The organism is Achromobacter sp. CSND-B12 (assembly GCF_052906545.1).
On the sequence record NZ_JBREGJ010000001.1, the window covers coordinates 6,006,136 to 6,019,633 of the forward strand.

Annotated in this window: 13 protein-coding genes; 11 read left to right on the plus strand and 2 right to left on the minus strand. The window is 68.6% G+C overall.

What is annotated here, in order from left to right; translation table 11 throughout:
• Nucleotides 1–89 precede the first annotated feature (89 nt).
• From mltG to hutG, 10 genes are all read left to right on the plus strand, one after another.
• On the plus strand, nt 90–1,229 hold the full coding sequence (gene mltG, locus ACUTAG_RS28190; RefSeq protein WP_070783339.1) for an endolytic transglycosylase MltG: 1,140 nt from the start codon (nt 90–92) through the stop codon (nt 1,227–1,229).
• Nucleotides 1,226–1,849 carry a dTMP kinase gene (gene tmk / locus ACUTAG_RS28195; RefSeq protein WP_006384542.1) on the plus strand — a complete coding sequence of 208 codons (624 nt, stop codon included), beginning with the start codon at nt 1,226–1,228 and terminating at the stop codon, nt 1,847–1,849. The genes mltG and tmk overlap by 4 nt, the downstream gene beginning before the upstream one ends.
• Nucleotides 1,846–2,895, plus strand: a complete 1,050-nt coding sequence (holB, locus tag ACUTAG_RS28200) for a DNA polymerase III subunit delta' (RefSeq protein ID WP_020927395.1) — start codon at nt 1,846–1,848, stop codon at nt 2,893–2,895. The genes tmk and holB overlap by 4 nt, the downstream gene beginning before the upstream one ends.
• 75 nt (nt 2,896–2,970) lie before the next feature.
• Nucleotides 2,971–3,741: a TatD family hydrolase gene (locus ACUTAG_RS28205; protein ID WP_006385303.1), complete on the plus strand. Its 771-nt coding sequence runs from the start codon at nt 2,971–2,973 to the stop codon at nt 3,739–3,741.
• A gap of 39 nt (nt 3,742–3,780) precedes the next feature.
• Nucleotides 3,781–4,704: an ankyrin repeat domain-containing protein gene (locus tag ACUTAG_RS28210; RefSeq protein WP_446650417.1), complete on the plus strand. Its 924-nt coding sequence runs from the start codon at nt 3,781–3,783 to the stop codon at nt 4,702–4,704.
• A 260-nt stretch (nt 4,705–4,964) separates the two neighbouring features.
• The gene (locus ACUTAG_RS28215; protein ID WP_006385305.1) at nt 4,965–5,702 is read left to right on the plus strand and encodes an IclR family transcriptional regulator; all 738 of its coding nucleotides are present in this window, start codon (nt 4,965–4,967) and stop codon (nt 5,700–5,702) included.
• A gap of 122 nt (nt 5,703–5,824) precedes the next feature.
• A complete protein-coding gene (locus ACUTAG_RS28220; RefSeq protein WP_006385306.1) occupies nt 5,825–6,568 on the plus strand; it encodes a transporter substrate-binding domain-containing protein in 744 nt (247 codons plus the stop codon).
• Entirely contained in the window at nt 6,565–7,233 is a 669-nt protein-coding gene (locus ACUTAG_RS28225; protein WP_006385307.1) for an amino acid ABC transporter permease, read from the plus strand. Before ACUTAG_RS28220 ends, ACUTAG_RS28225 begins: the two co-directional genes overlap by 4 nt.
• Complete coding sequence (locus tag ACUTAG_RS28230; RefSeq protein WP_054504446.1) at nt 7,230–8,012, plus strand: amino acid ABC transporter ATP-binding protein; 783 nt, start codon at nt 7,230–7,232, stop codon at nt 8,010–8,012. Before ACUTAG_RS28225 ends, ACUTAG_RS28230 begins: the two co-directional genes overlap by 4 nt.
• Complete coding sequence (hutG, locus tag ACUTAG_RS28235) at nt 8,009–8,959, plus strand: formimidoylglutamase (protein ID WP_054504447.1); 951 nt, start codon at nt 8,009–8,011, stop codon at nt 8,957–8,959. Before ACUTAG_RS28230 ends, hutG begins: the two co-directional genes overlap by 4 nt.
• A gap of 67 nt (nt 8,960–9,026) precedes the next feature.
• Here the strand turns inward: hutG and ACUTAG_RS28240 are convergent, their stop codons facing one another.
• On the minus strand, nt 9,027–10,700 hold the full coding sequence (locus ACUTAG_RS28240) for a BBE domain-containing protein (protein WP_058664250.1): 1,674 nt from the start codon (nt 10,698–10,700) through the stop codon (nt 9,027–9,029).
• 492 nt (nt 10,701–11,192) lie between these two features.
• Between ACUTAG_RS28240 and ACUTAG_RS28245 the strand changes: the two genes are divergently transcribed.
• A complete protein-coding gene (locus tag ACUTAG_RS28245; RefSeq protein ID WP_006385312.1) occupies nt 11,193–12,482 on the plus strand; it encodes a Glu/Leu/Phe/Val family dehydrogenase in 1,290 nt (429 codons plus the stop codon).
• A gap of 164 nt (nt 12,483–12,646) precedes the next feature.
• On the opposite strand, the gene ACUTAG_RS28250 is transcribed toward ACUTAG_RS28245, so the two are convergent.
• Nucleotides 12,647–13,459 carry an RsiV family protein gene (locus ACUTAG_RS28250; protein ID WP_047992727.1) on the minus strand — a complete coding sequence of 271 codons (813 nt, stop codon included), beginning with the start codon at nt 13,457–13,459 and terminating at the stop codon, nt 12,647–12,649.
• Between the last annotated feature and the right edge of the window lie 39 nt (nt 13,460–13,498).

A 13,498-nucleotide genomic window follows, 5' to 3' on the forward strand; every position in this document is an offset into this window, starting at 1 on the left:
TGCCCGCGACGGGCAAAGGGGCGCGTGACGCGCTCCGGCCCTTGTTTTGCAGCGACAGGGGCGCGCGATCCATTAAACTTCCCACACTTATGAAGAAGCGACTCCGTTTTTACGTCCTGTGGTCTTTCCTGCTCATCGTGCTGGCCGCTGCCGCGGCTGTCGGCGCGGCCTGGCACTGGATGCACCGACCCATACTCCTGTCGGCCGACAGGATCGATTTCGTGGTGGACCCGGGCAGCAGCCCGCGCACGGTCGCGCGCGCGCTCAATGCGGCCGGCGTGCCGGTCTGGGAGCCGGGGTTCGTATGGATGGCGCGCCTGTCGGAACAGGACAAGCTGCTCAAGGCGGGCGGCTACCAGGCCATCAACGGCGATACGCCGTGGCTGCTGCTGCAACGCATGGCGCGCGGCGACATGACACAGCGCCAGATCACCTTCCTGGAGGGCTGGACCTTCCGCCAGATCCGCCAGGCGCTGCGCGAGAACCCGGACGTCAAGCAGACGCTGGGCGACATCAGCGACGAGGCGCTGATGGAACGCCTGGGCTCGGACATCAAGCATCCGGAAGGCCTGTTCTTTCCCGATACCTACGTCTTCACGCCGGGCAGCACCGATTACGACCTGCTGCGCCGCGCCTACCAGGAAGGCCAGCGCATCCTGGACGACACCTGGGCCAAGCGCCAGTCCGGCTTGCCGCTGTCCACGCCGTACGAGGCGCTGGTGCTGGCGTCCATCATCGAGAAGGAAACCGGCCATGGCCCGGACCGCCGCCGGGTCGCGGGCGTGTTCGCCAACCGCCTGAAGATCGGCATGCTGCTGCAGACCGACCCCACCGTCATCTACGGCATGGGCGATGCCTACCAGGGCCGCATCCGCAAGCGCGACCTGCAGACCGACACGCCCTGGAACACCTACACGCGTCCGGGCCTGCCGCCCACGCCGATCGCGGCCGCCGGCCGCGCGGCGCTGCTGGCCGCGGTGCAGCCCGAGCAGCACAAATTCCTGTTTTTCGTGTCGCGCGGCAATGGCACCAGCGAGTTCTCGGTGAACCTGTCCGAGCACAATCGCAACGTCTCCCGCTATATCCTGGGCCAGACCCCGGCGGCGCGGCCGGCCCCCGCCGGCAAGCCGCCGGCCCCCGCCGCGCCCTCGGGCGCAACGGCCCCGGAACCCGCATCCACCCCCGCGCCGGACAGCGATCCGGCGCCAGCAGAAGGACAAGAGCAATGACCTCACGCGGACGTTTCATCACGCTGGAGGGAGTGGACGGCGCCGGCAAGAGCACCCACACCGAGTGGATCGCCGAGTTCCTGCGCGGCCAGGGGCTGGAGGTGGTGTCCACGCGCGAACCCGGCGGCACGCCGCTGGGCGAAAAGCTGCGCGCGCTGGTGCTGACCGACCCGATGGGCCTGGACACCGAAACATTGCTGATGTTCGCGGCCCGTTGCGAGCACCTGCACCAGGTCATCGAGCCGGCGCTGGCGCGCGGCGCCTGGGTGGTGTGCGACCGCTATACCGACGCCACCTACGCCTACCAGGGCGGCGGCCGCGGCCTGGGCGCCGAACGCGTGGCCGCGCTGGAAACCTGGATGCAGGCGGGCCGGCCCGACCGTACCTGGCTGTTCGACGTGCCGCTGGAGGTGGCGCGCGCGCGCCTGGCCGACGCCCGCGAGCCGGACCGCTTCGAGCGCGAAGGCGCCGCCTTCTTCGAACGCACCCGCGCGGCCTACCAGGCCCGCGCCGCGGCCGAGCCCGACCGCATCCGCGTGATCGATTCGACCCGCGCGATTGCCGCGATCCGCGCCGAACTCGAAGCCGGGCTGCGCGAACTGGTGGCGGTCCGGCCATGAGCGCGCCCCAGTTCCTGCCCTGGCAGATGGAGACGGCGCGCGCCTGGCTCGGCAACCGCGAGCGCTTCGCCCATGCCTGGCTGGTGCATGGCCTGGCCGGCATCGGCAAGCTCGATTTCGCGGTGGCCGCCGCCGCCAGCCTGCTGTGCGAGACGCCGCAGGACGGCCTGGCCTGCGGCCATTGCGCCGCCTGTGCCTGGTTCGCTAGCGGCAACCACCCCGACCTGCGCCGCATCCGGCCCGAGGCCGTGGCGGTCGAGGAGGGGGCCGACGCCGCCGAGGTCTCGGAAGACGCCGAACCCGCCGCCGGCGCGGCCAAGAAGGCGCCGTCCAAGGAAATCCGCATCGATCAGATCCGCTCGCTGGAATCCTGGTTCAACACCGCCACGCACCGGGGCGGCTGGCGCGTGGCGCTGCTGTATCCGGCGCACGCGCTGAACGTGGTGTCGGCCAATGCCCTGCTCAAGGTGCTGGAAGAGCCGCCGCCGCACACCGTGTTCCTGCTGGTGGCGGACGCGCCTGATCGTCTGCTGCCGACGCTGGTGTCGCGCTGCCGCCGCCTGCCGCTGCCGGCGCCCGATCCCGACACCGCGCTGCAATGGCTGCGCGACCAGAACGTGGAACCGGCGCGCGAATGGCTGGCCGCCGCGGGCGGTGCGCCGCTGGCGGCGCTGCGGCTGGCGCAGCATGCGGAAACGGCCTGCCCGCCATGGCTGACGCAACTGGTCGGCCCCCTGGCCAAGGGCCAGACGCCGGACGTCGGCACCCTGGCCGAGGCCCTGGAAAAGGCCGCGCCCGCCGAGTGGATCGACGCCTTGCAGCGCCTGTACACCGATCTGATGCTGGCCGCCGCCGGGGCGCCGGTGCGTTATTTCCCGACGCTGGCGGCGGCCGTGGCCGAGGTGGCGGGGCGCATGAACACCGCGCGTGCCGCCGAAGCGGCGCGCTGGCTCACGCGCCAGCGCGCGCTGGCCACGCACCCCCTGAACGGCAAGCTTTTCGCCCATGCGACGCTGCAGCGCGTGGTGCTATCCTGCCAGGCATAACCCGTCGTGACGCCGCCGCCCGCCACCCCGCCCGGGTGGCCGCGGCGGCGTCGCGCCATCCCTGATCCAAGCCTCATGTACGTCGATTCACACTGCCATTTGAACTTTCCCGAGCTGGCGGCCGACCTGCCCGCGATCCTCGATCGCATGGCCGCCAACCAGGTGACCCACGCGCTGGTGGTCAGCGTCAACATGCCCGAATGGCCGGGCCTGATGTCGCTGGTCGAGCCGCAGCCCAACCTGTGGGCTTCGGTCGGGGTGCATCCCGATTACGAAGACACGCCGGATCCGGAGCCGGAGGAACTGGCGCGCCTGTCGGCGCATCCCAAGGTGGTGGCGATCGGCGAGACCGGGCTCGACTATTACCGCCTGTCCGAGCCGCTGGACTGGCAGCGCGAGCGTTTCCGCCGCCACATCCGCGCGGCGCGCGACACCGGGCTGCCGCTGATCGTGCATACGCGTTCCTCGGCCGAGGACACGGTGCGGATGCTGCGCGAGGAACGCGCGGCCGAGGTCGGCGGCGTGATGCACTGTTTCACCGAGACCTGGGAAGTGGCCCAGGCCGCGCTCGACCAGAATTTCCTCATCTCCCTGTCCGGCATCGTGACCTTCAAGAACGCCCACGTGGTGCACGAGGTCGCCGCCAAGGTGCCGCTGGACCGGCTGCTGATCGAGACCGATTCGCCGTACCTGGCGCCGGTGCCGTACCGGGGCAAGCTCAACGATCCGTCCAAGGTGATCCATGTGGCCGAGAAGATCGCCGAGCTCAAGGGTGTCAGCGTGGCCGAGGTGGCGCGGGCGTCAACCGATAATTTCTTTAATCTTTTCAGTAAGATAAAGAGATAATTTAAAGTCAAATATCTAAAGTAATTCATCAGGATGACCATGGCTGCCCGCAACGCGTTCTCCCGTCACCGCCTTGTTTCCCATTGCCGCGGCGCGCTGCTGGCGCTGTGTGTCGCCGTGGCGGCGCCGGCCGCCCAGGCGGCGGCCAATCCCTCGGACTGGTGGGTCTACGTTGCCAACGATTACCCCGACGAGATCAATGAACTGCTGGCCCGGGGCGCCGATCCCAACGTGCGCTACCGCAATGGCCAGCCGGCCCTGATGCGGGCGGTGGTGGATGGCGCCTGGAAAGTCTTCGACGCGCTGGCGGCCAATCCGCGCACCGACGTCAATGCCGAGAATCCGGCGGGCGAGACCCCGCTGATGTACCTGGCCATCGCCGGCCAGGTAGACCGCGCCCGCAGCCTGATGGCGCGCGGGGCCCAGGTCAACCGCCTGGGCTGGACGCCGCTGCACTATGCCGCGTCCAAGGGCCAGCTGGCGATGGCGCGGCTGTTGCTGGACAACAAGGCCATGGTGAACGCGCCCGCGCCCAACGGCGAGACGCCGTTGATGATGGCGGCGCTGTCGGGCAACAGGGCAATGGTGGACCTGCTGCTGAAGGCGGGGGCCGACGTCACCACGCGCGACACCAAGGGCCAGGACGCGTCCGATTGGGCGACCACGGGCAAGTCCGCCAAGCTGGCCGCGGAACTGAAGACCCTGATCGCCCAGCAGGAGGACGCCAAACGGGCCCGCCGCGCCAGCGCGCCGCCCGGACCCGAGGCGCCGGTGCCGGGAGCCGCGGACGGCGACGTCGCGGGCGCCGCGATACCCGCTGCCACGGACGCAACGCCCGCCGCGCCGGCGCAGGCGTCTTTGCCAGCCCCCGCTGCGCAGGACGCCAGCCCGAAGTCCGCGCCCAGCGTCGGTGGCGTGTCGGGCGTGCGGTTGAACAACTACGACCAGCCTGCGGCGCCCTGAGCGCCTGCGGTCCCGCTTCCTTGCAAACCCGCCCGATGGCGGGTTTTTTTTGGCCGTCCGGCCGGTGCGCGGGGAGGGCGCGAGGATCGACGGCTTCCCGCGCATGGCCCCGCGAGACCGGCTCAAGCCGTCCCGCGTCGGATTTTTCGCATCCTTTGTTCGGGGTTTTCCCTTGTTATTCTCAATTTATGGGAAATATAGGTCGTTTTTGCACCATGAATTGATAATCTGGCGGCCATCAACATCTGGAGTGCTTTTTGATGGATCAGTCGGTAGGGGCGGGCGCGGACCGCGTGCTGTACGTGTTGGCCACGCTGGCCCGGCACGACGGCCCCCTGAGCATCGCCGCGCTGGCGGAAAAGACCGGCCTGGCCCAGAGCACCCTGTACCGCCAGGTGGCGCTGCTCAAGCGCTGGGGCTTCGTCGCCGAGCATGAGGGCGAATACGGCCCCGGCCCGTTGTGCGTGCAACTGGCCTGGGGCTTCGACCAGTCCTCTTTCCTGATCCACGAAGCGCAGCCGGACATGGCCGCCCTGGCGGCCGCGTCGGGCGAGACCATCGGCCTGCTGGTGGCCGTCAAGGACCAGGCGGTATGCCTGGACATGGTCGAAAGCCAGCATCCGCTGCGGTGCTCCTTCACCAAGGGCCGCGGCCTGCCGCTGGCGCGTGGCGCCTCGGCCAAGTCGCTGCTGGCGTTCATGCCGGCGGCACGGCTGCAGGCTGCGCTGGCCGTGCTGGCCAGGGAATCGGGCCTGGACCCGGCGCGCCTGGCCGACGAACTGGAGGCCATCCGCGCCCAGGGCTATGCCGTGACCGACAGCGAAGTCGACGCCGGCGTCTGGGGCGTGAGCGTGCCGATCTTCCAGCGCGCCAACCAGGCGGTGGCCTCCATCACGCTGATGGCGCCGTCCACCCGCGCCGCCCAGCGGCCGCAGGCCTTCATCGACCTGACCGTCGCCGCCGCCCGCCGCATCTCGGGCAAGTTGCAGGCGCACTGACCTATTTCGTACCCGGATTCCTCGTTGTCCCCGCCATTCCCGCCTCATCTCTAGACACCGCCACACCCGTTACGCCGCTCCGATCGCCGTATCCGCATCCACTTTTTCTTTCAGGATTCGCCATGACTACTCGCCGCACCCTGTTGACCGCCGCCCTGACCCTGGGCCTGGCCTGGAGCATGGGCACCGCCCACGCCCAGGAAACCATCCGCGCCGTGACCGACGCCACCTTCCCGCCCATGGAGTTCGTCAAGGACGGCAAGCGCACCGGCTTTGACATCGAATTGGTCGAGGCCCTGGCCGCCGCCATGGGCAAGAAGGTCGAATGGATCGACATCGACTTCAAGGGCCTGATTCCCGCCCTGCAGGCCGGCCGCGCCGACATCGCCGTGTCCGCTATCTACATCACGCCCGAGCGCAGCAAGGTGGTGGACTTCACCGACCCGTACTACGCCGGCGGCCTGGTGGTGCTGACCAAGAAGGACGGCCCGGTCAAGACCTTGAAGGACCTGGACGGCCGCAAGGTGTCGGTGCAGGTCGGCACCAAGTCGGTCAACTACCTGAAGGAACACTACCCGTCGGTGCAGCGCGTCGAGGTCGAGAAGAACCAGGAGATGTTCAACCTGGTGCAGATCGGCCGTGCCGATGCCGCCGTCACCGGCAAGCCGGCCGCCAAGCTGTTCGCCCAGAGCACCACCGACCTGACCGTGCTGGCCGACCAGATCACCACCGAGGACTACGGCATCGCCGTGCCCAAGAACAAGCCGGAACTGACGCGCGGCCTGAATGAGGCGCTGCAGAAGATCAAGGCCGATGGCAGCTACCAGGCCATCGTCAACAAGTGGTTCGAGGCGCCCGCGAAATGAACCTGGATTTTGCTCCCGTCTTCGCCGACTTCGACGCGCTGGTGCGCGGCGCGGTGGTCACCATCGAGGTGACCGCCGGCGCCTTGCTGCTGGGCTGTGTCATCGGCCTTCTGGTCGGCGTTGGCCGGCTCAACCCGCAGCGCAGCATCATCTACAACCTGTGCAGCGTCTACCTGCTGTTCTTTCGCGGCACGCCGCTGCTGGTGCAGCTGTTCATCTGGTTCTTCGGCCTGCCGCAGTTCGGCGTGACGCTGCCGGCGTTCGCCTGCGGCGTGCTGGGGCTGGGCATGTATTCCGGCGCCTACGTGTCGGAAATCGTGCGCGGCGCGATCCAGTCGGTCGACCGCGGCCAGACCGAGGCCGCCCGCTCGCTGGGCATGTCGTCGGGCCAGGCCATGCGCATCATCATCCTGCCGCAGGCGGTGGTGCGCATGATCCCGCCGCTGGGCAACGAATTCATCGCGCTGATCAAGAATTCGGCGCTGGTGTCGCTGCTGACGATCCATGACCTGATGCACGAAGGGCAGAAGATCATCAGCGTGTCGTACCGCTCGCTGGAAACCTATCTGGTGGTGGCGCTGATCTACCTGGTCCTGACCACGGCCGCCATGTTGATACTGCGCAGGATCGAGCAACGCCTGCGCGCGGGGGGGATGGTGCAATGAACGCCGCGAATCCGAAAGAAATGATCCGCATCCGCGGCCTGCAGAAATCCTACGGCGACCACGCCGTGCTGCGCGGCATCGACTTCGATGTGCTGCCGTCGCAGGTGGTGGTGGTGATCGGCCCCAGCGGTTCGGGCAAAAGCACCTTGCTGCGTTGCTGCAACGGGCTGGAAGTGGCCCAGGGCGGCACCGTGGAGATCTGCGGCCAGACGTTGCAGAACGAAGGCGAGCTGTTGCCCGAGGCCGAGCTGAACCGCCTGCGCATGCAGGTCGGCATGGTGTTCCAGGGCTTCAACCTGTTCCCGCACCTGTCGGTGCTGGACAACGTCACCGTCGGGCCGCGCAAGCTGCGCGGCATGGGGCGCGACGAGGCCAACGCGCTGGCCGAGGACCTGCTGCGCAAAGTTGGCCTGGCGCAGAAGATGTCGGCCATGCCGGCCAGCCTGTCGGGCGGCCAGAAGCAGCGCGTGGCGATCGCCCGCGCGCTGGCGATGCAGCCCAAGGTCATGCTGTTCGACGAACCGACCTCGGCGCTGGATCCGGAGCTGGTGGGCGAAGTGCTGCAGGTCATGAAACTGCTGGCGCGCGAAGGCATGACCATGATGGTCGTGACCCACGAAATGGGCTTCGCCCGAGACGTGGCCGACGTGGTCGCGGTGATGGACGGCGGCGTGATCCTGGAGTCGGGCGCGCCCGAGGTCATCTTCAGCCAGCCGCGCGAGGCCCGCACCCGCGAGTTCCTGCAGGCCGTGCTGAGCACGGGGCAGGGGGCGGCATGACGGCGGCGCAACTCGACCGGAGCCTGTGGACCGCGCGCGACGACAGCGCCGAGCGCGGCGACACGCGCCGCCTGGCGCACATCGTCGAGCCGGCCGCGGGCCAGGCGCCGGTGGCGGGCGAGCCGGTGCTGCTGGGATTCGCCTGCGATGCGGGGGTGGCCCGCAACCAGGGGCGCGTAGGCGCGGCCGCCGGCCCGGCCGGCATCCGCAAGTACATGGCCGGCCTGCCGGCGCATGGCCTGACGCGCCTGCTGGACGCGGGCGACGTGGCCTGCGAGGGCGACCAGTTGGAGGACGCGCAGGAGCGCCTGGGCCTGGCGGTGGCCGACCTGTTGCGCCAGGGCGCGCGCCCGGTGGTGCTGGGCGGCGGCCACGAGATCGCCTGGGGCAGCTTCCAGGGTCTGGCGCGCTGGCTGGCGGACCGGGGCGATGAGGGCCCGGTGCTGGTGCTGAACCTGGACGCGCATTTCGATCTGCGCACCGGCCGGCCGGGCAGTTCCGGCACGCCGTTCGACCAGATCGCGCATTACTGCGAGGCGCAGGGGCTGGCGCTGCAATACGCCTGCCTGGGCGTGTCGCGGCTGGCCAATACGCCGGCGCTGTATGCGCGCGCGGCGGAAGTGGGCGCGGTGTGGGTCGAGGACCGCGACATGCAGGAACGCCACCTGGCGGCGCGCCTGGCGAACGTCGACGCCTTGCTGGCGCGGGCCCGCCACGTCTACCTGACCATCGACCTGGACGTGCTGCCGGCGGCGGTGATGCCGGGCGTGTCGGCGCCGGCGCCCTATGGCGTGCCGATGGCGGTGATCGAGGAGATCGTGCTGCGCGTCAAGGCCAGCGGCAAGCTGCGCCTGGCCGACATGGCCGAGTACAGCCCGCGCTTCGACATCGACGGCCATGGCGCCCGCGCGGCGGCGCGCCTGGCCTGGCAACTGCTGTCCGCCTGACACGGTCCGCGGCGGACTTCCGGCCCGCCGTCATGGCCGCTCGCGCGGCGCATGGCGGCGGGCTTTTTCACGCCTGCGGCGCGGCCAGCGGGATCGACATCTCGTGGTGGAAGAGATTGTCGGGATCGACGCTGCGCTTGGTGGCGATCAGCGCGGCGGTCTTGTTGCCGTAGTACAGGTCGAGCCACTGCGGATCGACGTGGCTGTGGCTGGCGTCGGTGTACTTCATGTCGGTGTCGGGGTAATTGATGTAGCACCCCTCGAACGGCGAGCCCGGCTGGTTGCTGGGCTTGCCGCCGTACTGCGCGAAGTACTCGTCGTACAGGTCGGCGATCCACTTGATGTGGAAGGCGTCCTGGGCCGGATCGGTCCAGTACACCTGGAACTGCGACTTCAGCAGCGACGAGCGCTGGCATACGCTGGTCGGGTTGGCGGCTTCGTCGTTACGGTTGATGCGGCCGCCGTACGAGTCGATCTGCACCAGCGCCTGGTTCAGGCGCGGGTCGTCCGAGCCGTTCAGGTACTCCCACATGGCCATGATTTCGACGTCGCTGAAATTGGCCTTGTGATACGCGGACTTGTACTTGCCGCGCTGGTTGCTGCCCGAGCCGTTGATGCTTTGCGTCAGCCACAGCCAGTCCATCTTCTGCGCATCGTTCACGGCGTGCGCCAGCAGGCGCGGGGCCGGTTCGGCCATGCGGTGCGACGGGCCGTGCCAGCTGGTGGCCAGGTTGACGCCGGGCGCCGCGCCGGCCGCCGCGTTCATGGTGGCGACGAAATCCAGGAACGGCTGGTCGCGCGCGCCGCCCACCTTGCCGTCCTTGCCGGTGTACTGGATGCTGAGCACCACGTCGCCGGTGGAACGGTGCTGCACCTTCAGCAAGGTGAACAGGCCGCCGTTGGCCTTGGCCGGATCGGGGCTGTTCCAGTCCGCGTCATGGTCGGCGAACCATTGCCAGTAGGCGCGCATGAAGCGGGCGAAGTTGGCGCGGCCGGCCGTGCCGGTGCCGAAGCTGGCCCAGGGATAGGACAGCGACAGCCAGTAGGCCTCCTGCGGCGCGACCGGCAGTTCGGCGTAGTAGTAGGTCAGGATGATGCCGAAGTTGCCGCCGCCGCCGCCGCGGCAGGCGATGAAGAGGTCGCGGTCGGCGCCGGCGCTGTGCAGGTTGACATGCTTGGGCACCAGCTTGCGCGAACCCGGGCCCTGCGGCACCAGGATGTCCACGCCCGACAGCCAGTCCACCGTCAGGCCATGCAGGCGCGACAGCAGGCCGTAGCCGCCGCCGACGATGTGGCCGCCCGAACCGACCGAATAGCACGAGCCGCCGGGCAGGGTGCGGTTGGCGGTCTTGTACAGGTCCAGGTAGCCGTCCCAGTTCTGGTTGCCCGCCGCGGCCGCGAAACGGTAGCGGGCGGCGGGGTTCCAGGGCGAGGCAATGTCGCCGGCCTCGCGGTAGCGCAGGCCGGTCATCAGGCTCAGGTCGATGATGGCCAGGGGTTGGCCGTGGTCCTCGGGCAGTTTGTTGGCGACGAAACCTTCGTAGCAGTGGCCGCCGCTGCGCACCGTGATGCGGCAGCCCTGGGCCAGCGCGGCGTTGGCCGCGTCGAGCACGTCCTGCGGGGTCTTGCAGACGTAGATGGCGTTGGCGCCCTGGCCCGTGGTGGGGAAGCGCAGGTTGAAACCCTTTTGCAGGGTCGCGTAACGCGGGTCATTGCTGTCAATCAGGGAAAAATCCGACATGCGCACCTCTATGGTTGATTTTCATAAGTGCAGGATGCAAGCGGGGGTCGCCCGCCGGCAACGCGGGATGACAAGCTTTGGAAGCCGCCGGTGCCGGGTACCGCTAAAACCGGGGCCGGTTGATTCTGATTCAACTGGATGACGCTTTCAAGCAAGGTGCGACAGGCGCCCCGGGCCGGACTGACACGCGAATGTGATGTGGCGTCGGGGCGCAAGCAAGAGGGGGAGGGGGCGGCCGGGGCGCGGTAGGCAGGGCCTTGCTGGCGCGGGTGTCTGGGCTGGGGCCGGGCGAGTCGAGTGGGCGGGGCGGGCGCGCACGGGGTGGACGCTGCCGACGAGCGGGGCTAGGATAGGCGCAGCGTTTCGGCAGGCTCGGTGACGCTCACGGTCTTCATTTCCGTATTATGTCCCCAATTAATATTTTTCCATAAAATATGGGGACACAACAAGGATATGGATAAAATGGCGCAACTTTGTCAGGAGAGCATGTTCATGTCTCAAACTCCCACCCATGCCTTGCCGTCTTATCTGAATGCCGACGAACTCGGCCCCTGGGGTAATTACCTGCAACAAGTCGACCGGGTCACGCCGTACCTCGGTTCGCTGGCGCGCTGGGTCGAGACCCTGAAGCGTCCGAAGCGCTCGCTGATCGTCGATGTGCCGATCGAGCTGGACAATGGCAGCGTGGCCCACTTCGAGGGTTATCGCGTGCAGCACAACACCTCGCGCGGTCCGGGCAAGGGCGGCGTGCGTTTCCACCAGGACGTGACGCTGTCGGAAGTGATGGCGCTGGCCGCCTGGATGTCGGTCAAGAACGCCGCGGTCAACCTGCCGTACGGCGGTGCCAAGGGCGGCATCCGCGTCGACCCGCGCAAGCTGTCGCAGTCCGAGATCGAGCGCATGACGCGCCGCTACACCTCGGAAATCGGCGTCATCATCGGCCCGTCCAAGGACATTCCCGCCCCTGACGTGAACACCAACGCCCAGACCATGGCCTGGATGATGGACACGTACTCCATGAACGAAGGCTCGACCGCCACCGGCGTCGTGACCGGCAAGCCGATCGCGCTGGGCGGCAGCCTGGGCCGCGTCGAGGCCACCGGCCGCGGCGTGTTCGTGGTCGGCTGCGAAGCCGCGCGCGACCTGAACATCGACGTGTCCAAGGCGCGCGTGGTGGTGCAGGGCTTCGGCAACGTGGGTGGCACCGCCGCCCGCCTGTTCCATGAAGCCGGCGCCAAGGTCATCGCGGCCCAGGACCACACCGGCACGGTGCACAACGCCGCCGGCCTGGACGTCCACAAGCTGCTGTCGCACGTGTCGCAGCATGGCGGCGTGGGCGGCTTCTCCGGCGGCCAGGCGATGGACAAGAACGAGTTCTGGACGCTCGAAACCGAATTCCTGATCCCGGCGGCCCTGGAAAGCCAGATCACCGCCGACAACGCCGCCAAGGTGCGCGCCAAGATCGTGGTGGAAGGCGCCAACGGCCCGACCACCCCGGAAGCCGACGACATCCTGTTCGAGCACGGCGTGTACGTGGTGCCGGACGTGCTGGCCAACGCCGGCGGCGTGACGGTGTCGTACTTCGAATGGGTGCAGGACTTCTCCAGCTTCTTCTGGAGCGAGGACGAAATCAACCAGCGCCTGGAACGCATCATGCGCGAGGCCTATGCCTCGATCGCGCTGGTGGCCAAGGAGCACAAGGTGACGCTGCGCACCGCCGCGTTCATCGTGGCTTGCACGCGCATCCTGCAGGCCCGCCAGGTGCGCGGCCTGTACCCGTAAGTCCTTCTGGCGCCGGGCCCGGCCCGGCGCGCGGAGGAGCCAGAGGAAGACAGGAAAACCGCCCCGACAGGGGCGGTTTCCATTTTGGGCCGCGGAGTTGGCGGGACGCGTCGCTTACGGCGGGATGGCGGCCACCGGCGCCGCCGGCCGGAACGCGCGGGTCCTCAGGACTTGGGCAGCAGTTCCGGCTTGAGGATGCCGCGCAGGTCCGAGTACGGAATGCTCAGTTCCGGTTCGCCATGCGAGTAGGGGGCGATCGAGTAGGCGTCGTACTTGACCACGATGCCGTCGCGCGTGAGCGCGAAGTTGTCGCTTTCCTGGAACGGCCACATCTTGTTGTAGGCGGCCGGGTCGCGCTTGGCGTCCGCATTGCCGGCCAGCCACTTGGCGTGCGCCTGGCGCAAGGCGGCGACGTATTCGGCGCGGCGCCCGGGGATCAGGGCCTCGTCCAGCGCCATGACGCGGCCGCGGCTGCGCTCCCAATTCAGGTACTGGGTGGCGGGAATGCCGTGCGCGGCGCCCGTCAGGAACTGCTCGGTGTGCAGCTCGATCGAGACGATGTCGCCCACGGTGTCCTTGACACTGGCCTTGAAGTAGGTGGCGTCGCGCGGGCGCGCGGTGGACCAGAAATACTGCGTGTATTCCGACAGCGTCTCGTACGGGCCGCGGCGATTGGCGTCGGTGCCGGTCATGTAGGCCAGTACGTGGTCGACCAGCGCGGTCAGCTTGGGGATGCCGGGAAAGGCCACGCTGTCGATCTCGATGCGCGGGCAGTCGCCCTTGCAGTCGGGCTTGTTGGACGCCCACTTGATGCGCTCGGTGGCCAGGTCGCCGATCTTCTCGGGCGTGGCCGTGCCGGCCGTTGGCGAGTCCAGGGTGATGTTGGCGGGGGGCGAACTGCCGCAGCCGGCCAGGGCCAGCAGGACGGCTCCCAGACCCGCGGCGGACAGGCCGCGCGGCTTGCGGGGAAGACGCATTGAACTACCTCCAGAAAACCCGGCCGCGCCCGCGGGCGC

Coding starts and splice junctions, on each gene's coding strand:
- holB (WP_020927395.1), top strand. CDS start 1,846: ATGAGCGCGCCCCAGTTCCTGCCCTGGCAGATGGAGACGGCGCGCGCC.
- tmk (WP_006384542.1), top strand. CDS start 1,226: ATGACCTCACGCGGACGTTTCATCACGCTGGAGGGAGTGGACGGCGCC.
- ACUTAG_RS28230 (WP_054504446.1), top strand. CDS start 7,230: ATGAACGCCGCGAATCCGAAAGAAATGATCCGCATCCGCGGCCTGCAG.
- ACUTAG_RS28240 (WP_058664250.1), bottom strand. CDS start 10,700: ATGTCGGATTTTTCCCTGATTGACAGCAATGACCCGCGTTACGCGACC.
- ACUTAG_RS28215 (WP_006385305.1), top strand. CDS start 4,965: ATGGATCAGTCGGTAGGGGCGGGCGCGGACCGCGTGCTGTACGTGTTG.
- ACUTAG_RS28205 (WP_006385303.1), top strand. CDS start 2,971: ATGTACGTCGATTCACACTGCCATTTGAACTTTCCCGAGCTGGCGGCC.
- ACUTAG_RS28210 (WP_446650417.1), top strand. CDS start 3,781: ATGGCTGCCCGCAACGCGTTCTCCCGTCACCGCCTTGTTTCCCATTGC.
- mltG (WP_070783339.1), top strand. CDS start 90: ATGAAGAAGCGACTCCGTTTTTACGTCCTGTGGTCTTTCCTGCTCATC.
- ACUTAG_RS28250 (WP_047992727.1), bottom strand. CDS start 13,459: ATGCGTCTTCCCCGCAAGCCGCGCGGCCTGTCCGCCGCGGGTCTGGGA.
- ACUTAG_RS28245 (WP_006385312.1), top strand. CDS start 11,193: ATGTCTCAAACTCCCACCCATGCCTTGCCGTCTTATCTGAATGCCGAC.
- hutG (WP_054504447.1), top strand. CDS start 8,009: ATGACGGCGGCGCAACTCGACCGGAGCCTGTGGACCGCGCGCGACGAC.
- ACUTAG_RS28225 (WP_006385307.1), top strand. CDS start 6,565: ATGAACCTGGATTTTGCTCCCGTCTTCGCCGACTTCGACGCGCTGGTG.
- ACUTAG_RS28220 (WP_006385306.1), top strand. CDS start 5,825: ATGACTACTCGCCGCACCCTGTTGACCGCCGCCCTGACCCTGGGCCTG.